Origin of the sequence: Pseudomonas sp. Irchel 3H9, from assembly GCF_900187495.1 — a bacterium.
In the GTDB taxonomy this organism is placed as follows: Bacteria; Pseudomonadota; Gammaproteobacteria; order Pseudomonadales; family Pseudomonadaceae; genus Aquipseudomonas; species Aquipseudomonas sivasensis.
Genome location: NZ_FYDK01000002.1, coordinates 946,522 through 966,959 on the forward strand (window position 1 = coordinate 946,522; position 20,438 = coordinate 966,959).

The window sequence follows — 20,438 nt, forward strand, 5'->3', positions numbered from 1 at the left end:
GGCAGTTTACTGAGAGTTCGACTACGGCGCGACGGTATCGATCCTACAACCGTAAGAGAAATTTCACCCAGTCTGCGCCTGCCGCAGTGCGTCACTCAACGCTACCAGTGCAATATCCAGATTAGGCTGCCCGTGAAAGGTGTGACTCAAGCGCAGGTTTTGTTGATGCAGCCCGCTGACACTGAACAACTCGCCGGGCGAGATCACTACCTGCCGTCCCAGCAACCGCTGGAATGCCTGACGCATGTCCACCGCACGGCTGGAGGCCAGCCAAAAGGCGGCACCGGCGGCAGGCATTCGATAGGTCACCTGGTCGCCCAAGTGCTGCTCCAGGCGCTGACTCATTTGCACGGCCTGCTCGCTCAGCTGCTGGCGCAGTACGCGCAGGTGCTGGTCCAGTCGCCCGCTTTGGTACAGGCGGGCAATCGCTCGCTGACGGATCGACGATAAGCGGAATGAGCGCAACAAGAATTGACGCTGTAGCTCGTTGCTAATGCGTCGGGACAGCAGATACCCATAAGGAGCTTCAGAACCAAGCACCTTCTCGAACGAAGAAAATACAATCAGCCGCTCAGGGTTCACTAATTCGCGCAATGCCGTGTGCGGCGCTTCGAAACCCAGCTCACCGAAGGTGTCGTTTTCCAGCAACCAGCAACCGTGTTGTTCCAGCAGTTGTGCAACGTAAAGACGCTCGTCAATGGACATAGCCACCCCTGACGGCAGGCTTACCGAAGACGAGAGCAACACCAACTGCACCGACTCATCGCGTAGCAGTCTGGCCAACGTGTTCCGGTCAATACCGCCCTCCTTCGTCCAGGGCAACTCGATAATGCGCACCCCAGCACCCTGCAACAACCGCAGGATCACCCAATCACAGGGTGACTCCACGATGACGGTAGTGCCCCGCAGGCCCAGCACTTCGATCAGAATATCCAGCACACCGCGAAGGTCGGCACCGATATACACATCGTCGGCATGCCAGCAGCGCGTAGCTGAAGAGGTATAACGTGCCGCCAGCGCCGCACGTAACTCCCACACACCACATGGCTGGGACCATGGCTGCAACTGCGGCGGATACTGGCGCACCAACTCCCGCTCCAGTCGCAGCAGCGTTTCATCCAGCGCCCCCAGCAAGGCCGGCTCGTCACCACTGAAGACCGCCATACCAGGGCGCCGAGCGGCAGCGTACAAGCGGTCGAGCAAATCCCCTCCCGCCCACGGCATCGGGTTTGCGGACATTGGCCAGGCGTAATAACCGGACTTGGCCACCGAATAGACCCTGCCCTCCTTCTCCAGCAGCGCATAGGCATACTGAATCGTCGAAATCGACACATTCAGGCGCCCGGCCAACTGCCGCAGGGACGGCAGTTTTACCCGGGTGTCGGTGCTGACTTCGTTGATCAGACTGATCATGTAGCGATAGACCGCCTGATACGCGAAATCCGCCTGACGCTCGCCACGCAGCGTCATCGACCGAACAATGGCACGGCCTGAGCCGCAATTTGGACGGCACCGTCTTGGCGTACGTCTTTCGCACTGACCACCTGCCGTTTGCGGTACAGATGCTGCAACAAGGGCAAGGGCAAGCCGCTGGTGTCCATTACCCACTGCTGCAGCATCTCGGCGCAGGGCTTGCCTTGCAGGACTTTGTGCAATTCGGGCAGTGCCACCAGCATGCCCGGATGGCATTGGCGCAAGTAACCCTCCAAGCGCTGGCCGTGATCAAGAAAGGGAGAGAACAGCATGCAGATCAGCTGAGTTTCATCCAGGCCAAAAAATTGCTGGGCGTAGGTGCTCGACAGCATCCGCCCTTCAGGGGTCCCAGCCTGAGCCAGCACGTCTTCAGGCATACGCAGGCGACGCATGTAGGCATCGGCCTGCTGGATAAAACCGTCGACACCGTCTTCATAATCCAGTTCATGCAGAAACTCGGCCTGCAGCCCGCGCAGATGAGCCATCAGCAACGGATTGGAATAGGCCGGATGGCTGAAGTGAAAGCCCAGCGGGTCTGGAACGTAAGCCATGAACTCAGTCAACAAGGGGGCCGACGCCATATCGACATCTTCCAGCAGATCGGCGATGCCGATGTAGGCCAAGTGACGGTGCCCGGCCTTGCTGGGATTATCGTTGGCGGTGTATTCCTCACCGAATACATCACGGTAGTAACCGGTGCTGCACTCGTCCATGCGCGCAAACAGCGCGTTGAGCGACAGCGAGCTGCTCTTGGGAACAGCGATACCCGCACGTTGAGCAGTTTGCTTGAACCAGGCTAAAAACTGACTCTGCTTACGGGGTGAATCACCGCTGACCAGCGCATGGACGCCTCCGTTGTAAGTGGTGACGCGCTGGTAAAAATCACCGACCGCCAAGTAGGTGTCGTTGCACAACGTAGCGCGACAGTCCCCGGCACTCACGTGGCCCACCATCAACATATTGCGCTGGCTGACCTCCCGCCCGATCGCTGACGCGGGGCGCAGATGGTTGAAGGGCTGCACTTCCCGATTTTCCACCATCAATAACTCCACGCGCGGGTCGTCGTGGAGAAACAGCCGGCCGTAGCCGCGATTGAGGGTATCGAGTTGGCCCTCGGTCATGCCTGCGTGCCGTAACGTCGCGACCCTGAGGTGAAAGGTACGGGGTGCCCGACCGGCAATGGTCAACTGGGCGGCGCGCAGCAATGCCAGGGAGTAACTGCTGACTTCACCGCCACCATGGGCCACCAGCACTTTGAAATCCCCAACCTGCTCCATGCCCCCTGCTGCGACAACGATTCGCTGCACCAATAACTGCAGGGCGGTACGGCCTGCGCGAGTAAAGTGCCCAATCAAACGTTGCAGAACTTGCTGGTAGACATGATTCATAGCCTGTTCGTGAATAGTGCTCATAGTTCTACTACCTGAGTTGAAATATCAGTTTCAAGCAACTGCTGACAGTGTTTGCTCGACCTATTTTGCGTGTAGGAAAATCGCGCACCGCATTGTGCGCCGATGATTAAACACTAGCACCGCGCAACAAAACGACAGGGATCGCCAGGGGTTTATCCCTCACCCTTAAAAACCCATAACCAAATGAATTTAAAGGGAAATCCAGAAAAACTAACTAGACTTAGGACTCTTCCGACAAGTTCCTACACATTTTTAATCAGCCTTTTAAAGAGGCGTCCGACAAATAGACTCAAACAACTTTCCCTTTTGCAGGGCAGGTACGACTTATGAAGGCTCCTTCCGTCACGAGCCCGTGTGCGCGCCACACTCATAGTTCGAATAAGTATCTGCAGAGTTTTCATAGATTCAATCATTGCTCAATCCTTGAGATGAAAGTGAAGACGCAATTATCAAGGCTGGAATAATGATTAATAGATACAGAAGCCCGCCTAAAACCAGTTCAGATGAGCGCGGGATGTCGCGTAAGGGACGCACAAACAACAACGCCGCACTGGGATTCAGCGCGGCGTCAGGGAGGAAGAGCAGGATTTGGGGGCTAAAGTGCCGAATCGGCACCTTCTGGGGCGAGCGGGTTAAGCCCTGTCAAATGGCGTATTTGCCCCATTCACTCAGGCACCGGAACACTCATTTACGAATACTCCTACAGCTCAAACAGCCGCAACCTGCAAAGCAACTCGCTCGCGGCACGGGCATTCGTCCATATAACGGTGCGCTTCCACGAACTGGTTGAACGGAAACACCGTGGTTTTCAGTGGAAGCAGCACGCGGTCGGCGGTGAGTTGGTTGATATCACGCAACGCACGTTGCAATGCCACCTGGTCCTGAATGATGCCCAGCTCCGGTTTACCGGTGAAATTACCGATGCAGTGCACGAAGAACTGAATGTTCTTCTGGAACGCCGCACACGCGGGGAATGGCGTCTGGTTGCCGCCCTGCAAGCCATACAGCACCAAACTGCCACGGGGCGCCAGCACATCGCCGAGCAATGACATCTGCGGGCCACCCAAGCCATCGAACACCACGTCAACGCCACGGTTGTCGGTGAACTTGTTGATTTGCATCAGCAGGTCCTGCTCTTCGGTGACGATCACCTTCTCGGCCCCGAGGGACAGCAGGTACTCACGCTCAGCGCTGTCCTTGGTTGCGGCAATTACCCGCACACCCAGGGCCTTACCCAGCTGGACAAAGGAAGGGCCGGCGCAATGGCTCGCATCGGTGACCAGGGCAAATTGCCCCGGTTTGACCCGAGCCAGATCCATATAAGCAAAGTAAGCAATCAACAGCGGCGTGTAATGCACGCTCGCTTCAATAGGGCTCAGCACGTCCGGGTAGCGAGTCAGGGCTGAACGGGGCATGACGATTTGTTCGCCATACACCGGGTAATCATTGGGGCTCTCGGCCGGAAAACTGGCCACCTTATCGCCCACAACCAAGTCGTCCACGCCCTCGCCAAGGGCGACGACCACCCCAGCCATCTCGTGGCCAAGGCCAGATGGAAGACGGGCGTGGGAAGACGCCAGGTTCTGGCGCCACAAAATGTCATACCAACTGATGCCAATCGCCTCGACACGCACCTGCACTTCGCCCGGTGCAGGCTGCGCGGCTGCATGCTCTTCGCATTTGAGCACCTCGGCCGGACCAAACTTGTGAAAACGGATCGTGCGGGACATCGCAAACCTCGTCAAAGTAACCTCTAATGCCATGAACTTTATCTGGGCTTTGCGGGTAAGACCACAGGTCGCCATTAATAGTCGACATGCCTGTCATCGATTCCACGCCTGAGGAATAGACCCCAACTATCGTAGGAAAACTCAATTATCCTGTGCAGAGTACCAGCCTTTCCCCGTAAGATTAATGCTGGTCATCGTTTCCATGTGGCCGCTCACGTCAAGCTAGCTGACTCTTCCAGGACACAAGATGAACCGTAACGACCTGCGTCGTGTCGACCTTAACCTCTTGATCGTATTCGAAACCTTGATGCATGAGCGCAGTGTGACCCGTGCCGCCGAGAAACTCTTTCTCGGCCAGCCAGCCATCAGCGCGGCATTGTCGCGGCTGCGTGGTCTGTTTGACGACCCGCTGTTTGTACGCACCGGGCGCAGCATGGAGCCATCGGCCCGAGCGGTGGAAATCTTCGCCCTGCTCTCGCCGGCCCTCGACTCAATCTCAACCGCCGTCAGCCGCGCCGCCGAGTTCGACCCGGCAACCAGCACCGCCGTGTTCCGCATCGGCCTGTCCGACGATGTCGAATTCGCCCTACTGCCTCAACTGCTCAAACGCCTGCGAGCTGAAGCGCCAGGCATCGTGCTGGTGGTGCGTCGCGTCAACTACATCCTGATGCCGGGCCTGCTGGCCTCTGGCGAAATCTCCATCGGCGTCAGCTACACCGCCGACCTGCCGGCCAACGCCAAACGCAAAGTGTTGCGCCGCAGCCTGCCCAAACTACTGCGCGCCGACAGCGTGCCCGGCTCCCTGAGCCTGGACGACTTCTGCGCCCGCCCCCATGCCTTGGTATCGTTTGCCGGTGACTTGAGCGGGTTTATCGATGAAGAACTGGAAAAGCTCGACCGCAAGCGCCATGTGGTGCTTGCCGTGCCGCAGTTCAACGGTCTGGGCACCCTGCTGGCGGGCACCGATATCCTCGCGACCGTACCGGATTATGCGGCTGAAGCGCTGACATCCGCCGGCGGCTTGCGCGCCGAAGACCCACCGTTGCCGGTGCGCTCGTTTGAACTGCACATGGCGTGGCGTGGGTCGCAGGACAATGATCCGGGGGAGCGGTGGTTGCGGTCGCGGATTCAGATGTTTTTTGGCGACCCTGACAGTCTTTAGGGTTCGCCTGACAGGCTGTCCGGCCGATCAACCCCACCTCCATGCTCACGTCCTTTCAGTGCATGTGGCCAAAGTACGACACCACACTCCACCGAGTTCGCGCTGCGCACTGGACCATTGCCCATGAGCATTTGGCAGTCACAGCGCCACTGCGTCGGGCATGGCAATACGGGTGCGCCGCTCATTCAGGGCAAATACCGTCATTGCCAGCGCCGCAATCGCGCCGGGGATGGCGAAGGCCATGAAATTCAGTTGCAGAGGCAGTTCGATCGCCATCAGCGCGCCGCCTAACAGCGGGCCGACAATCGCGCCATTTCGACCGATGCCGGACGCCCAGCCCAGGCCTGTGGCGCGAATCGACAAGCCGTAGAGCTGCGCAGCCCCCGCGTACAGCAGGATCTGCGTACCAATGGTGGTAGCACCCGCTACGAAGATCAGCAGGTACAGGACCGGCATCGGGCTGTTGATGCCCAGCAGGCTGATCGAGACCATGGCGGCGGCGAAGAAGCAGATCACAACTTTCACCAGGTTCAAGCGGTCGCCCAAACGGCCGCCCAGCAGCGCCCCGGCCATGCCGCCCAGGTTCAGCGCGATCAGGAACGACAGGCTCGACCCCAGGCTGTAACCGGCGCCGGCCATCAGCTTGGGCAGCCACGAACTCAATGCATAGACCATCAGCAGGCAACAGAAAAACGCGACCCAGATCATCGCCGTACGCACCGCCAGGCCATGGCGGAACAGCTCCACCACCGTGGCGCCTTTACCTTTGCTGTCGGCGATCACCAGCGCATCTTCGACCTCGATCCTGGTGCCTGGCGACAACCGATTAAGCAGCGCGCGAGCCCTGTCTTGTTGGCCCTGGCGGATCAGGAAGCCGATGGATTCAGGCAGCCAGTAAACAATCAGTGGCAACAGCAGCAGCGGAATCACCGCCACAAAAAACATCGACTGCCAACCATAGGCCGGCAGCATGAAAATCCCAACGCTGGCGGAGAGCATGCCGCCCAGGGAATAGCCGCTGAACATGAAGGCCATCAGGGTGCTGCGGAATTTCTTCGGCGCGTATTCGTTGATCAGCGCCGCCGCGTTGGGCATCAACCCGCCGCAGCCGAGCCCGGCGATAAAACGGCAGATACCGAACTCGGTTGGGCTGCTGGCAAAGCCATTGGTCACGGTGGCGAGACTGAACAGGGTGAAACAGAACACGATGCCTTTCTTGCGCCCGAAACGGTCCGCCAGGGTGCCGAAAATCAGCGCACCGAACATCATGCCGAACAGCGCATAGCTGCCCAGGGCGCCAGCCTGCAACGGCGTCAGCCCCCACTCGCGCATGATTGACGGCAGGACCACGCCGTAGATAAACAAGTCATAGCCGTCAAAGATCAACAGCAAGGCACACAGGCTCACGATCAACCAGTGGAAGCGGTTGAATGGGGCATTATCGATAATCGAATGGACATCATGGCTACGCATGGCAGTGCTCTCTTTATTGTTGTTGTGAGTCAGTGTCAGCAGATGGAAAAAGCCTTAGCCGAGGTCGCCGCCGCCCACCGGCAAGGTCACGCCGGTGATGTAGGAAGCCTCGTCGCAGGCCAGGAACAGAATCGCGCCAGCTTGTTCGTCGATGCTGCCGTAGCGTTTCATCGGGCTGCTGTCGAGGGTCTGGTCGACGATCTGCTGGTACCACACGCGCTCCTGCTCGCTCTGCGGCTGGCTGTTGCGCGGGATGCGCCGTGGCGGTGCCTCGGTCCCGCCGGGCGCGGTGGCGTTGACCCGAATCCCGCTGCCGGCAGTCTCCAGGGCCAGGCAGGCCGTCAAGGCATTCACGCCGCCCTTGGCCGCGCCGTACGGCACGCGATTGACCCCACGCGTAGCCACGGAAGACACGTTGACGATGGCGCCTTCGCCCTGCTCCAGCATGTAGGGCAGCACGCAATGGCAGCACCACAACGTAGGGAACAGCGAGCGGCGCACTTCGGCCTCGATTTCGGCCTCGGCGTAATGCTCGAAAGGCTTGGCCCAGATGGTCCCGCCGACGTTATTGACCAGCACGTCGATGCGCCCGAAACGGGCCGTGGCGGCGGCCATCACCCGCGCGCACTCGCTGTATTGTTCCAGGTCGGCGGTCAGCAGCAGCGCTCGCTCATGCTGCAATTCATGCACAAGCTCGGAGCGATCCACCGCGACCAGCCAGGCGCCCTCCTCCAGCAAGCGCTCGGCGACACGCCGACCGATCCCTTGGGCAGCGCCGGTGACCAGCGCGACCTTGTTGTTAAACCGTTGAGTCATGGGGCAGTCCTCAGGCGGCATCGCACGTGGCGACGGCGTTAGGGGTGAATTTCTCGTAATGGAAGCTGGCCGGGGTCACGCCCTGCTGCTTGAAGTGCTCGCGCACCGCATCGACCATCGGCGGCGGGCCGCACAGGTACACGTCGACATCGCCGCCATTGAGGGCTTCGTCAGCCATGTGCTGAGTCACATAGCCCTGGCGCGGGTGAGTGGTGTGCGGATCAGCCACGCAGGTCACCAGGTTGAAGTCAGGCAAACGCGCGGTAAAAGCTTGCAACGCTTCGACCATCACCAGGTCCTGATCCCGCGTTACGCCGTAGATCAACCGGATCGGGCGGGTTTCCTGGCGCTGCGCGAGCACTTCAAGCATCGACAGGAACGGCGCCAGGCCGGTACCACCGGCCAGTAACAGCAGCGGCCGCACCACCTCACGCAGGTAGAAACTCCCCAGCGGGCCGGTGATCGCCACGCTGTCGCCCGGCTGGGCGCGCTCGAGCCAGCTGCTCATCAACCCGCCGGGCACGTGCTTGATCAGGAAGCTGGCGCGCGTGTCGCCCGGGCGACTGCTGAAGGAGTAAGCGCGTGTCTGCCCACTGTCGGGCACGCTGATATTCACGTACTGGCCGGGCAGGAATACCGGCGCCTGGTCCAGCTCGAAACTCGCCTCCAGCGCGGCATCGGCATGTCGGGTGATGCCGGCCAGCGTCGCGGTAAAGTGCGTAGTGCCGGTCTTGCACGCGCTGGACGGCACCGGCACAGCGATCACGCAGTCGGACTGCGGCACCATCTGGCAGGTCAGTACCTGGCGCGCCTGCGCTTCGTCGGCGCTCAGGGCGTCGTCGATATAGTCGTCGCCCAAGTCGTAGGCGCCGGTTTCACAGCGGCATTTGCAGGTGCCGCATACACCGTCCGAGCAGTCCATGGGCAGGTTGATGCGTTGGCGGAAGGCGGCATCGAGCACCTTTTCCCCCACCTTGCAGTCGATGAAGCGGGTCACCCCATCCTCGAAGTTCAGGGCAATGGCATACGTCATGGCGGTGTCCTCAGATGTGGTAGATGTCGATGACCTGGTGGATGTAGTCGTTTTTCAGCACTACCTTCTTGCGCGTGATCAGCGGCTGCTCGGCACGGATGTCGAGGCGATAGAAGGAGGTACCGAAATAACTGTCGGTGGTTTTGTAGCGGTGGCTGAGGGTGTGCCAGTTGAAACGCAGGTCCACCTGCACGCCGTCGTCGGCCAGCACTTCGAGGTTGCACAGCATGTGCACGGTGCGCGGCTCGGGCGTGCTGGCGCTGGAGCGCTCGGTCTTGATGCGGAAGATACGGTCTTCCAGGCCGTCACGGTTGGGGTAGTAGATCAGCGAGATTTCGCGCTGCGGGTCTTCGGTGAGGGTGTCGTGATCGTCCCAGGCGGGCATCCAGAACTCGGCCTTGGGCGAATAGCAGGCCAGCCAGTCATCCCATTGTCGGTCGTCGAGCAGGCGCGCTTCACGGTAGAGAAAATCCAGCAGGTGGTCACGGGCAAGGCTCATGGCTGCACCTCGCGGTCGCTGGCAATCAGCCCTTGCTGTTCGCGCTCGATCGCACGCTGCAGGCTTTGGGCCCAGTGCGCATGCTGGCGCACAAACAAGCCCTCGTCCTCGGTCTTGACCCCGCTGAGCTGCGGTTGCATGCCCATGGCCAAGGCATTTTCGTCCGCGCCTTCGACCCACTGCCTGGCGCCACGGCTCAAGTCATTCCACAGGGTGCTCGCGCCCTGGTAACCGGTCTGGCAGGCGCGGAATTCCTCGAGGTCATCCGGGGTGCCCATGCCGCTGACGTTGAAGAAGTCTTCGTACTGGCGAATCCGCGTGGCGCGCTCCTGGGCGTTTTCGCCGATGGGCGCCATGCAATAGATTGTCACTTCGGTTTTATCCACGGCGAGGGGGCGCACCACGCGGATCTGGGTCGAGAACTGGTCCATCAGGTACACATTGGGGTAGAGGCAGAGGTTGCGGGTCTGGTCGACGATAAAGTCGGCGCGCGCCTGGCCCAGGCGTTCGGCCAAGGCCTCGCGGTGAGCGTGCACCGGGCGAACTTCGGGGTTGAGCAGGCGCGTCCACAGCAGGATATGCCCGTGGTCGAAGGCGTAGACGCCGCCCAGGCTTTTCGACCAGCCATTGGCGTCGACGGTGCGCGTGCCTTCGGCTTCGTAATTGCGCCGGCCCATGGTCGCCGAGTAGTTCCAGTGCACGGAGCTGACGTGGTAACCGTCGGCGCCATTTTCGATTTGCAGCTTCCAGTTGCCGTCATAGACATAGGATGAGCTGCCGCGCAGCACCTCCAGGCCCAAAGGAGCCTGGTCGACCATCTGATCGATGATGACGCGGGTTTCGCCCAGGTAATCGCTGAGTTCCGGCACCGCATCGCTGAGGCTGCCGAACAGGAAACCGCGGTAGTTTGCAAAGCGCGCCAGGCGCTTGAGGTCATGGGAGCCGTCGCAGTCGAAACTGTCCGGGTAGGCGCCGGTCTTCGCGTCCTTTACCTTGAGCAGCTTGCCGGCGTTGCTGAACGTCCAGCCATGGAAGGGGCAAGTGAATGAGCCCTTATTGCCTTGTTTGCGCCGGCACAGCATGGCGCCGCGATGCGCGCAGGCGTTGACCAGACCATGCAGCGCGCCGTGTTTGTCACGGGTGATGACCACCGGCTGGCGGCCGATCCAGGTGGTGAAGTAATCGTTGATCTCCGGCACCTGGCTTTCATGGGCCAGGTAGATCCAGCCGCCTTCGAAGATGTGTTTCATCTCCAGGGCAAACAGGTCGGGATCGGTAAAGATGTCGCGGCGGCAGCGGAACACCCCAGTGGCGGGGTCTTCCTGTACGGACTCGCGCAATTGGCAGGCGAGTCGGTCGAGTGTACTGATCATGGGGCGGGCCCTCCGTTGTTCTTGTATCAGGCACCCTCACCGTACGTGTTCGCCCTGCGCGTCAATATCCGCTGCCTGCACATCGCTATCCGCCAGGCGCATGTCGCTTAACGATGGCGTTTCCAGGTCTGCGACGGCAGTTCGCCGAAGCGTTTGCGATAGGCCTCGGAAAACCGCCCCAGGTGCATGAAGCCATGGTCCAAAGCCACCTCGGTCACGCTGCGCGTGCTGCTCAGTTGCAAGCGTGCGTGCACCCGTTCGAGCTTGCAGCGGCGTACATAGTCGCGCGGTGACAGCCCCACCTGGCGCGCAAACAGGCTGTACAGCGAACGTTCGCTGACGTTGGCCACGGCCATCAACTGCTCGACGCTGATGTCATCGCCCAGGTGCTGCTGGATAAATTCGCGCACCGCTTCAAACCCACCGCCGTGGGCAGCCTGGGGGATCACCCGCAACACGTTGCTGCCCAGCAATGCCAGCAGCTTGTTGGCCAAGATGCGTTCGTACAGGCCCTGCATGTGGGGCTCGGCAGCGTTTTCCGCCTCATGACAGATCAGCCCGAGCAACGGCAGGAAGCCGCCCATTTCACTGAGCGCGTGGCGGGCCGTCGCGAAGCGGATACCCACCTGCGGCAGGCTCCAGTGCTGCTCCAGGCAGGCGTTTTCCAGCAGGCGCACCGGCAGTTTGATGATGAATTTCTCGCAGTCGGCGGAATAGGTCAGGTCTACCGGGTCGTCCGGGTTGATCAGCAGGATTTCCCCCGGCCCGAACACGTCATTCTCGCCACGGGAGCTGGAGCGGCAATGCCCGCTCAACAGGATCTGCAGGTGATAGATGGTCTCCAGCGCCACCGATGTGACCCGCACGGGTGCGCCGTAGCTGATGCGGCACAGGTCCAGGCTGGCGAAGGTGCGATGGCTGATACTCGCCCGGGGCCGGCCCTTGGGAGGCAGGCGAATGCAGTGGCTGCCCACGTGCTGGTTGACGTAGTCCGACACCGCGTAGGCATCGGCGCCCTGGAAAATCTGGCTGCGCTCACTCAATAGCACGGTCATGGTTGCGGCTCTTTTATAGTTATTGGGCTCAGGCTGACGCCTGGGTAGGGGGGCGTCCAATATGGATAAAGTCTGAAGGGATACCCTGGAGGTATTGTCGGGCGTTCTGCGCCAGGCTTTCAGCGCTGCGTCGGGGCGCACAGGGCTTGAGGTGAGAATGTTGGCCTAAAACTTTGAAACAATACGCTTGGCCGGATTGGACGGGGACCTAGCGATACCCCCGCGCCTGAACATCGAACAACTCGGCATAGCGCCCACCCGCTACCATCAGCTGTTGATGGCTGCCCTCCTCCAGGATTCGCCCGCCGTCCAGCACGATGATGTGATCGGCATTGCGCACGCTGGAGAATCGATGGGAAATCAACAACGTCATGCGGCCCTTGGCGTGCTCGCGAAAGTGCTCGAACACCGCTGCCTCTGCGCCGGCGTCCAGCGCAGCCGTCGGCTCGTCAAGAATCAGCAGATCTGCCTCCTGGCGCATATACGCGCGTGACAAGGCGACTTTCTGCCATTGCCCACCCGACAACTCCTGGCCACCAAGCCAGCGCCCTAACTGTGTGCCGTAGGCCCTGCTCAGGCGCTCGATGAATTCGGCGGCCACCCCCTGGGTGGCGGCCGTGCGCCAGCGCGCCTCATCATTCAGCGCATCGACGTCACCCACTCCAAGGTTCTCGCCGACGGTCATCTGGTAGCGGATGTAATCCTGGAAAATCACCCCAATGCGCTGGCGCAGTGTCTGTTCATCCCAGTCTTGCAAGTCGCTGCCATCCAGCAGAATGCGCCCCTCGTGCGGGGTATACAGGCGCGTGAGCAGTTTGATCAGGCTGGTTTTGCCCGAGCCATTCTCGCCCACCAGGGCCAGGCTTTGCCCAGGCGCCAAATGCAGGTTGATGTCAGTCAATGCCTGCCGCTCAGCGCCGGGGTAACTGAACCCCACGTGCTCGCAGCGCAGACCGTCGCCGGGACGCGCGCCCTGGGTAAGGCGGCCACTCGGCACGACCACAGGGGTTAGCAGGTACTCATAAAGGTCCGACAGAAACAGACTGTCGTCATACAGGCCGGCAATCGCGCTGAGGCTGGCGGTGATTGCGCTTTGCCCCTGCTTGAACAGCACGATGTACATGGTCATCTGTCCCAGGGTGGTCTGGCCGCGCACGGTGTCCAGCACCACCCAGGCGTAAGCCACATAAAACGCCGCGGTGCCCAGCAGTCCCAGGGCAAAGCCCCAGGCATCCCGACGCACCGTCAACTGGCGGTCCTCGGTGTACAAGCGCCGGGCGTTGTCGCGGTAGCGCTTGAGGAACAGCGGCGCCAGGCCGAACAGCTTGACCTCTTTGGCATGGGTCTCGTGGGACAGCAGCGATTCCAAGTAATTCTGCTGACGGGTCTCGGGCGCGCGCCGGTGGAACAGGCGAAATGCATTGCCCGAGAAATGCGTCTCGGCGAAGAACACCGGTAAGGCGCCGACCACCAGAATCACCAGCGCCCACGGCGAAAAGTGCACTAACAGCACGGCAAAGCTGATCAGCGCGATCAGGTTCTGCACGAGCCCCAGGCCCTTGGTGACCAGGCTCAGCGGCCGTGTCGAGGCGCCCTGACGCACGCGCACCAGCTTGTCGTGGAACTCGGCGTCTTCAAATTGCAGGAGTGAGAGGGTCTGGGCTTTCTCCAGAATCATCAGGTTGACCTTCACCCCCAACTGCACCCGCAGCAACGATTGCTGCATTGACAACGCGCGCTGGGCGGCGGCCAGCAGCGCCAACACGCCCGCCTCGGCCAGCACGTACTGCATCACTGGCCACACGGGCGCCTGGCTGCCGGCTGCATGAATCTGCATCGCGTGCACCACGCCATCGACAATACGCTGGCCGATCCAGGCAGCCAGCGCAGGTAATAGACCGGCAACGATGGTGGCCAGCAGCAGGCCTATGAATAAGGGACGCGACGTCTCCCACACCAGCTTCAGTGCCCTGCGCGCCTGGATGGAAAACGCGCTCAATCGATTGAACAGCACCATGAATGGCATGGACTCCGTGTGGGGGCTGGGGTGAGATGGGCGGATTATGACAGGCGATGACGTTGCGCACATCCAACGGCGAGGCGACAGGGGCAAGTGGTGGAGCAAGGGGCAACCACGGCAGATTCTCGGCGCGCCGCAGCATGACTCCACCCGCGCCTTGATCGCCGCCGCGCCGGCGTTCGCCAAGCGCCGCCAGCCACTGGCCCGGCCGGACCCGACGCAGCCGCCGATCCTGCAACTGCAAAACGTTGGCAAGACGTTCGCGCTGCCCAAGGTCAGGGCGAAGACGCGACCTTTGTGGCGCTGGAGGACCTGAGCCTGCAGGTCTACCCCGGGCAGACCCTGGCGATTGTCGGCGAGTCAGGCTCAGGCAAAAGCACTGCGCTGCGCATCGCCCTCGGCCTGGAAAACCCCAGCTGCGGGTGGGTGTGGTTCGAGCAACAGGACGTCACCGAGTAAGCACCCCTTTTCTCAACGATTTGCTACCCCGGCAATTTCAATTGCGGCGTAACAGCGTATTCGGCGCCACACCAAATGCCTTGCGAAACGCATGGCTGAAATGGGAAAAGTCAGAAAACCCGAAGTCCAGCGCCGCCTCGGACACGCTGCGTACCTGGCCGCGTTCAATCGCTTCTCGACTGGCAATCAGGCGCTCTTTCCAAATCTCTGCAACGGGGGTTTTCTGGTAGCGTGCGAAGGCCCGTGTAACGGTGCGGGTGGACACATTGTGGGCTTTGGCGATGGCTTCAATCGACAGGTCCGGCTCGGTCAAGTGTCGTTGGATGTACTTCATGATGCGGCCGTAGAGGTCCATTTCCTGGTGGCTTGTTTTCAGGTCCTGGAGTTCCAGGCTGATCACAAGCAGATCAAGCAACGTACTTGAGTAACGATTCGAGATGCGCTCATCCTGCAGCGACGCAGGCGTGCTCGCGGCCTGATGCAGCATTTCGCGTAAGGGAACTACGCCGGGACGCCGGTCGTCGAGGACCATCGCGGTGTACTCGGCAATACGCGGCAGGCGCTCGGTGAGCAACGCTCTGGGAATACGGATCAAGTGGTTTTCGGTACCACCCAGGCTGAAGCGAAACGCCTGAGTTGCGTCATAAAGAAACAAATTGCCAGTTGCCAGGCTGGCTTTTCTTGAGCCTTGTTCTATTTGCCCATGACCATTTCGAGCGAAACCCAACCATAAATCTTCGGCCGGACCGCTGCGCAGGTGCTGCTCGGAACGCTCCCAGTAGTGCAGCGGCGAAGACAGCGAGCAGATGTCCAATTCGCCGACTGTATTAACGGTGAGCGAGCCATCAAAGCTGCTCTGGGACAAGGGTTTGCTATCGGCGGCCAGGCAGTGGCGACAGACCACTTCTTTCCAATAATCAAACCGACGTGGTGCCGGAACAGCAAGGGTCGAATACTGAGAGTTTGGGTTCATGACACTGACCTCGACAACGATGCAAGAGGCGCTGGAGACGTTGTAACGTGCGACCAATTTTCAGCTATGAAAGGCAATTAACAGGCCAAGCGCAGTAGCAGGCCTGCTTGAGTACGCTGCCATGTGATGTCCCTCGCGACTTTCGGCAGCCTTCGGAGGCTGTCGCACGGTGCAGCCATCACCATTTAAGGGCATCGCACGTCACTCGGTCGGCTCACGCGCACCAGCGCGGATCACGGGTGAACGTCAGCCTCAGCCTTGTCTTTTCCAACCAAATGGTTGTCTCGCCGAACAAAGCGCCCCCTCCTCGCCCAGCCTAATTTCCACCTCACAGCAGCTCATTCATCCGCTGATGAGGCACGCCATGCATCGACACGACTCAAAACGATTGGCTGATTCCTCCTGGCTTCTGCAGAGGCGCGACCTTGCGCCTGAAGAGTCGGCTTATTGGTTGATTGAATGGAGTGCTATGCAGCTGCTGCAGCGACGGCAGATCGCCAAGCGCGACCCGCCACCGACGCGCTGACGCCCAACCGTAGGCCTGAACGAAAATAACGAGGAGCTCAAGATGGAATCTGCAATCGACACACATCTCAAATGCCCGCGCACCCTGTCCCGCCGTGTACCGGACGAGTATCAACCGCCGTTCCCTATGTGGGTCGCACGCGCTGACGAGCAACTGGAACAAGTGGTGATGGCCTATCTTGGCGTGCAATATCGCGGCGATGCCCAGCGCGAGCCTGCATTGCAGGCAATGCGTCACATCGTCAGCAGTTTCAGCCTGCCAGATGGCCCGCAGACTTACGATTTGACCCACCACACCGACAGCAGCGGCTTTGATAATTTGATTGTGGTCGGGTACTGGAAAGACCCGGGCGCCCACTGTCGCTGGTTGCGCTCACCCCCAGTGAATGACTGGTGGAGTTCGGCGGATCGGCTCGGTGAAAGCCTTGGTTATTTCCGCGAAATCACCGCGCCGCGCACCGAGCAGTTCGAGACGTTGTACGCGTTCCAGGAGAACCTGCCCGGTGTCGGCGCGGTAATGGATACGACCAGCGGAGAGATCGAAGAGCACGGTTACTGGGGTTCAATGCGCGACCGTTTCCCGATCTCCCAGACGGATTGGATGAATCCCACGAGCGAGCTACAGGTGATCGCGGGTGACCCGACCCAGGGCGGACGGGTCCTGGTCCTGGGGCATGACAACCTCACACTGATTCGCTCCGGCCAGGACTGGGCGGATGCCGAGGCAGAGGAGCGCTCACTCTACATCGACGAAATCTTGCCGACGTTGCAGGACGGCATGGACTTCCTGCGTGACAACGGCCAGGCGTTGGGCTGCTACAGCAACAGGTTCGTGCGCAATATCGACCTGGACGGCAACTTTCTCGACCTGAGCTACAACATCGGTCACTGGCGCTCGGTTGAGAAACTCGAACGCTGGGCTGAGTCTCACCCGACTCACCTGCGTATTTTCGTGACGTTTTTCCGCGTGGCCGCAGGTTTGAAGAAGTTAAGGCTGTACCACGAAGTGTCCGTGTCGGACGCCAAGAGCCAGGTATTCGAGTACATCAACTGTCACTCGCAGACCGGTATGTTGCGCGACGCGCTGCCACCAACGACCTGAGCGCCATCGGCGTTTACCTCCCCAACTTTTGCCGCCTTGCCACCCTCCTCGGGTGGCCGGTCTCCCTGTGCGAGGAATAAATGATGAATAAGATCCGCCTGTTGACGCTCTCTACTCTGTTGCCCGTGCTTCACGCCAACGCCGGTGAAGTAGCGCCCGGCGATTATGAGCAATATCCGGTCGGCGCTACGATCGGGGCGATTTACTACCAGCACGCCACCACGGACTCGGCTTATAGCAACGGACACAAGGTCAGCTCTGACTTCAACGTGAGCTCTGACGTCGGCATCCTGCGTCTACTGCATGTCTACGCACTCTCTGACACCGTCACCATCGACCCGCAATTTCTTTTGCCTTTCGGACACGTCTCCAGCGCAGGTGACGCCTCAGCGCTGGGCAGTACTCGCGGCGTTGGCGACTTGATCCTCACCGCACCGGTCAAATGGCGGTTCAACGAAGCCCGCGACACCCTCAGCATCGCCCCCTACCTGTATGTGCCTACTGGTACGTATGACAAGGAGGACGCGCTCAATCTCGGAGAGAACCGCTGGAAATTCGAACTGCAGAGTGCGTACGTCAAACACTTCACAGAAAAATGGGCGATGGACCTGGTTGGCGGTGCTACCTGGTATGGCGACAACACTGATTACGGCGCAAATGCAGACCGTATGAAGCAGGACGTTTCCTACGCAGCACAGATCATGGGGCGTTACATGCCAGACGCCAGCACCGCATTTGGTATCGGCTTCGGGCGTACCTGGGGGGGCGAGACGAACATTGAGCACGTCAATCAGGATAACGAGTTGGGCACCACCAACTTTCGTCTCACCGCGACCAAATTCGTCACCCCCCAAGACCAGATTCAACTGCAGTTGGGCAAGGACCTTTCGGTGGACAACGGCACCAAGGAAGACTTCCGCATGAACCTGCGTTATGCGCGCATTTTTTAACCCAAGGATCTGCGACCGCGTGCGCTTTGCGCCTTTGCACAGCGGTGTCCGGCTCAGCCAAGTCGATGTCTTTCTCAACCAAGCCTGCGACTTGAGGCGCGGACTATCGTGAGCGCCAGGCCCACTGAATTTGATGAGCCGCAGCGCTCTTCGGCCACTTACGATAAGGACAGCCCAACCATGCCAATTGTTCGCCCCACCCTTGAACAGCTATTGGATGTATCGACCAGCCTGCACATGCAGATAAGTGCGGAGCAAGCCCATGAATACCTGGCTCTTATGCAGTCAAGCTTCGACGCTTATGACCTGATTGACGAGCTGCCTGACTTCATTCCGCCGGTACGTTACGAACGCAGCTCGGGCTATCGACCCTCGACTGCACACAACCCACTCAACGCCTGGTACTACCGGACGGAAGTCAGCGGCGCCCGCGAAGGCAAGTTGGCGAATAAAACCGTCGCACTCAAGGACAATATTTCACTCGCTGGCGTACCGATGATGAATGGTGCAAAGCCCCTTGAAGGCTTCGTTCCCTCATTCGATGCCACCGTTGTCTCCCGCTTGCTGGATGCCGGCGCAACCATCCTCGGCAAGGCAACATGCGAGCATTACTGCCTATCCGGTGGTAGTCACACCTCCGATCCGGCGCCGGTGCACAACCCCTATCGCCACGGATTTGCCTCGGGTGGGTCGTCTTCCGGCAGCGCAGCACTGGTTGCCGCGGGCGAGGTCGACCTGGCAGTCGGCGGTGACCAGGGCGGGTCAATCCGGATTCCTTCCGCATTCTGCGGCACTTACGGAATGAAGCCGACCCACGGACTGGTGCCTTACACCGGGATCATGGCCATTGAGGCGACTATCGATCATGCCGGCCCCATCACGGCAAACGTACGGGACAACGCCTTGATGCTGGAGGTCATGGCGGGAGCGGATGGGCTCGACCCGCGACAAGCCGCGCCCCAGGTCGACGCTTACAGTGATTACCTGGAGCGCGGTGTAAGCGGGCTGAGGATCGGCGTCCTGCGCGAAGGCTTTGAACTGCCCAACCAGGATCCGCGTGTCGCCTCGTCTGTGCGCAATGCCATCGACGCATTTGCACGGATGGGCGCGCACGTCGAAGAGGTGTCAGTGCCTGAGCACAAGATTGCCGGTTCGCTGTGGCACCCCATCGGCTGTGAGGGCCTGATGATGCAGATGATGCACGGCAATGGGGCCGGCTTTAACTGGCAAGGGCTATATGACCTCGGGTTGCTGGACAAACAAGCCGGATGGCGCGATCAGGCGAATGACCTGTCCGCCTCTCTCAAGCTGTGCATGTTCGTCGGGCAATACGGTCTGGAGCGCTACAACGGTCGCTTCTACGCCAAGGCACAAAACCTCAGGCGCCTGGCACGCTCCGGGTATGACGCCGCATTGGCGCGCTATGACCTGCTGGTGATGCCCACCGTGCCGATCATTGCCCAACCCCACCCGGAGCCCGGTTGCTCGATCACCGAGTACGTGGCCCGAGCGCTGGAAATGATCGGCAATGCCTCCGCACAGGACATCACTGGCCATCCGGCCATGTCGATTCCCTGCGGCCTGGTAGACGGTTTACCTGTCGGGCTGATGCTAGTGGGCAAACACTATGCCGAAGGCACGATTTACCAGGCTGCGGCGGCTTTCGAGGCATCGGTTGACTGGAAAAACAGCTAGTAGCCGATGCGTCCCATGCAGCGCAAAAGAATAAGCCGCCGGGCGCTGCCTAGAAGCTCAACGATGAGGAACCAACTGATGACCACACCTGAAATAAAACCATCAACCCCGGGTGAGCGAGCACAGGCGTTACTGCAAGTGCTCAAACAAAAAGACCTGATCCCCGACGGTTACATCGAGCACATGACACAGCTCATGGCACACGAATGGAGCCCGCAGAACGGTGCTCGGGTAGTGGCCAAGGCATGGGTGGACCCACAGTTTCGCGAACTGCTGCTCAAGGACGGTACCGCTGCGTGCGCTCAATTTGGCTATACCGGCCCGCAGGGTGAATACATTGTTGCGCTGGAAGACACGCCCAGCGTGAAAAACGTGATTGTGTGCAGCCTGTGCTCCTGCACCAACTGGCCCGTCCTGGGCTTGCCGCCGGAGTGGTACAAGGGCTTCGAGTTCCGCGCCCGACTGGTTCGCGAAGGGCGCACCGTGCTGCGGGAGCTGGGCACGGAGCTGCCGGACGGGGTCTCCATCAAGGTGTGGGACACCAGCGCCGAAAGCCGCTATCTGGTGCTGCCTCTGCGGCCAAAGGGCAGCGAATCCATGGATGAAGAGGCGCTTCGAAAATTGATTACCAAGGATGTCCTTATTGGCGTGGCGCTACCGTACGTCGCGTAACCGGGGTGCTTTGTTT

Annotated in this window: 16 protein-coding genes and 1 pseudogene; 6 read left to right on the plus strand and 11 right to left on the minus strand. The window is 60.2% G+C overall.

Going from position 1 to position 20,438, the window contains the following annotated elements; all coding sequences use genetic code 11:
- Positions 1 to 63: 63 nt before the first annotated feature.
- The 3 genes from CKW32_RS10220 to CKW32_RS10230 all read right to left on the minus strand — a co-directional run bounded on the left by CKW32_RS10220 (position 64) and on the right by CKW32_RS10230 (position 4,615).
- Positions 64 to 1,470: a PLP-dependent aminotransferase family protein gene (locus tag CKW32_RS10220; protein WP_095184811.1), complete on the minus strand. Its 1,407-nt coding sequence runs from the start codon at positions 1,468 to 1,470 to the stop codon at positions 64 to 66.
- Complete coding sequence (locus tag CKW32_RS10225) at positions 1,467 to 2,885, minus strand: hypothetical protein (RefSeq protein WP_095184812.1); 1,419 nt, start codon at positions 2,883 to 2,885, stop codon at positions 1,467 to 1,469. The genes CKW32_RS10220 and CKW32_RS10225 overlap by 4 nt, the downstream gene beginning before the upstream one ends.
- 707 nt (positions 2,886 to 3,592) lie before the next feature.
- Positions 3,593 to 4,615, minus strand: a complete 1,023-nt coding sequence (locus CKW32_RS10230) for a zinc-dependent alcohol dehydrogenase family protein (RefSeq protein ID WP_032891466.1) — start codon at positions 4,613 to 4,615, stop codon at positions 3,593 to 3,595.
- Between the two features lie 247 nt (positions 4,616 to 4,862).
- Between CKW32_RS10230 and CKW32_RS10235 the strand changes: the two genes are divergently transcribed.
- Positions 4,863 to 5,777 carry a LysR substrate-binding domain-containing protein gene (locus tag CKW32_RS10235; RefSeq protein WP_028616088.1) on the plus strand — a complete coding sequence of 305 codons (915 nt, stop codon included), beginning with the start codon at positions 4,863 to 4,865 and terminating at the stop codon, positions 5,775 to 5,777.
- A 138-nt stretch (positions 5,778 to 5,915) separates the two neighbouring features.
- On the opposite strand, the gene CKW32_RS10240 is transcribed toward CKW32_RS10235, so the two are convergent.
- The 7 genes from CKW32_RS10240 to CKW32_RS10270 all read right to left on the minus strand — a co-directional run bounded on the left by CKW32_RS10240 (position 5,916) and on the right by CKW32_RS10270 (position 14,043).
- The gene (locus CKW32_RS10240) at positions 5,916 to 7,250 is read right to left on the minus strand and encodes an aromatic acid/H+ symport family MFS transporter (protein WP_095184813.1); all 1,335 of its coding nucleotides are present in this window, start codon (positions 7,248 to 7,250) and stop codon (positions 5,916 to 5,918) included.
- A gap of 54 nt (positions 7,251 to 7,304) precedes the next feature.
- Positions 7,305 to 8,066, minus strand: a complete 762-nt coding sequence (locus CKW32_RS10245) for a 1,6-dihydroxycyclohexa-2,4-diene-1-carboxylate dehydrogenase (RefSeq protein ID WP_095184814.1) — start codon at positions 8,064 to 8,066, stop codon at positions 7,305 to 7,307.
- 10 nt (positions 8,067 to 8,076) lie between these two features.
- The gene (gene benC, locus CKW32_RS10250) at positions 8,077 to 9,099 is read right to left on the minus strand and encodes a benzoate 1,2-dioxygenase electron transfer component BenC (protein WP_032891463.1); all 1,023 of its coding nucleotides are present in this window, start codon (positions 9,097 to 9,099) and stop codon (positions 8,077 to 8,079) included.
- A 10-nt stretch (positions 9,100 to 9,109) separates the two neighbouring features.
- Positions 9,110 to 9,598, minus strand: coding sequence for a benzoate 1,2-dioxygenase small subunit (benB, locus tag CKW32_RS10255; protein ID WP_095184815.1), 489 nt, complete (start codon positions 9,596 to 9,598; stop codon positions 9,110 to 9,112).
- On the minus strand, positions 9,595 to 10,971 hold the full coding sequence (locus tag CKW32_RS10260) for a Rieske 2Fe-2S domain-containing protein (RefSeq protein ID WP_095184816.1): 1,377 nt from the start codon (positions 10,969 to 10,971) through the stop codon (positions 9,595 to 9,597). The genes benB and CKW32_RS10260 overlap by 4 nt, the downstream gene beginning before the upstream one ends.
- Before the next feature lie 107 nt (positions 10,972 to 11,078).
- The gene (locus CKW32_RS10265; RefSeq protein ID WP_095184817.1) at positions 11,079 to 12,026 is read right to left on the minus strand and encodes an AraC family transcriptional regulator; all 948 of its coding nucleotides are present in this window, start codon (positions 12,024 to 12,026) and stop codon (positions 11,079 to 11,081) included.
- Positions 12,027 to 12,234: 208 nt separating this feature from the next.
- Positions 12,235 to 14,043, minus strand: a complete 1,809-nt coding sequence (locus CKW32_RS10270) for an ABC transporter ATP-binding protein (RefSeq protein ID WP_032891526.1) — start codon at positions 14,041 to 14,043, stop codon at positions 12,235 to 12,237.
- Positions 14,044 to 14,127: 84 nt separating this feature from the next.
- Here CKW32_RS10270 and CKW32_RS10275 point away from each other — a divergent pair.
- Positions 14,128 to 14,502: pseudogene (locus tag CKW32_RS10275) on the plus strand (ATP-binding cassette domain-containing protein); the annotation flags it as partial.
- Positions 14,503 to 14,542: 40 nt separating this feature from the next.
- Here the strand turns inward: CKW32_RS10275 and CKW32_RS10280 are convergent.
- A complete protein-coding gene (locus tag CKW32_RS10280) occupies positions 14,543 to 15,478 on the minus strand; it encodes a helix-turn-helix domain-containing protein (RefSeq protein WP_095184818.1) in 936 nt (311 codons plus the stop codon).
- A gap of 568 nt (positions 15,479 to 16,046) precedes the next feature.
- Between CKW32_RS10280 and CKW32_RS10285 the strand changes: the two genes are divergently transcribed.
- From CKW32_RS10285 to nthA, 4 genes are all read left to right on the plus strand, one after another.
- Positions 16,047 to 17,105 (plus strand): phenylacetaldoxime dehydratase family protein, encoded by a 1,059-nt coding sequence (locus CKW32_RS10285; protein ID WP_032891457.1) that lies wholly within the window; start codon positions 16,047 to 16,049, stop codon positions 17,103 to 17,105.
- 83 nt (positions 17,106 to 17,188) lie between these two features.
- The gene (locus tag CKW32_RS10290) at positions 17,189 to 18,055 is read left to right on the plus strand and encodes a transporter (protein WP_032891456.1); all 867 of its coding nucleotides are present in this window, start codon (positions 17,189 to 17,191) and stop codon (positions 18,053 to 18,055) included.
- 180 nt (positions 18,056 to 18,235) lie between these two features.
- Positions 18,236 to 19,750 carry an amidase gene (locus tag CKW32_RS10295; RefSeq protein WP_095184819.1) on the plus strand — a complete coding sequence of 505 codons (1,515 nt, stop codon included), beginning with the start codon at positions 18,236 to 18,238 and terminating at the stop codon, positions 19,748 to 19,750.
- A gap of 78 nt (positions 19,751 to 19,828) precedes the next feature.
- Positions 19,829 to 20,422: a nitrile hydratase subunit alpha gene (gene nthA / locus CKW32_RS10300; protein WP_032891454.1), complete on the plus strand. Its 594-nt coding sequence runs from the start codon at positions 19,829 to 19,831 to the stop codon at positions 20,420 to 20,422.
- Positions 20,423 to 20,438 lie beyond the last annotated feature (16 nt).